The sequence below is a fragment of the Salipiger sp. HF18 genome (assembly GCF_011806505.1).
In the GTDB taxonomy this organism is placed as follows: domain Bacteria; phylum Pseudomonadota; class Alphaproteobacteria; order Rhodobacterales; family Rhodobacteraceae; genus Salipiger; species Salipiger thiooxidans.
Window position 1 is genome coordinate 1 of sequence record NZ_JAATOS010000994.1, and the last position, 533, is coordinate 533.

The following is a 533-nucleotide window of genomic DNA, read 5'->3' on the forward strand; positions in this document are numbered from 1 at the left end:
GCCCGGCGGCATGGGGATCTCGTTCCTCAAGCAGTTTGCCGACAGTGGCGTCGACCTGCCGGTGATGGGCCCGGCGTTCTCGTTCGACCAGAACATCCTTCAGGCCGTGGGTGACGCGGCGCTCGGGGTGAAGAACGGCTCGAACTGGTCCAAGGATCTCGACAACGAGGCTAACGCGGCCTTTGTCAGCGGCTTCGAGGAGGCCTACGGCCGCCTGCCGTCGCTCTATGCGGCCTATGGGTACGACACCGCGAACCTGCTGCTCTCGGCGCTGGACAAGGCCGAGCCTTCGGACGCCGAAGCCTTCCGCGCGGCGCTGAAGGAGGCCGCCTTCGACAGCGTGCGCGGGGATTTCTCCTTCGACACCAATCAGCACCCGATCCAGGACATCTACATCCGCGAGGTCATTCAGGAAGGCGACGTCTTCACCAACAAGATCGTCGCCACCGCGCTCGAGGACCGCTCGAGCGCCTATGTCGAAGAGTGCTCGATGAAGTGATCCCGCGGGGGCCCGCCGAGGCGGGCCCCCCACC

General features: G+C 65.9%; 1 protein-coding gene. It reads left to right on the forward strand.

Features of this window, described 5'->3' with window-relative positions; genetic code table 11:
- On the forward strand, window positions 1–499 hold a 499-nt coding region (locus tag HC022_RS28450; protein WP_167454586.1), incomplete at its 5' end, for an ABC transporter substrate-binding protein.
- Between the last annotated feature and the right edge of the window lie 34 nt (window positions 500–533).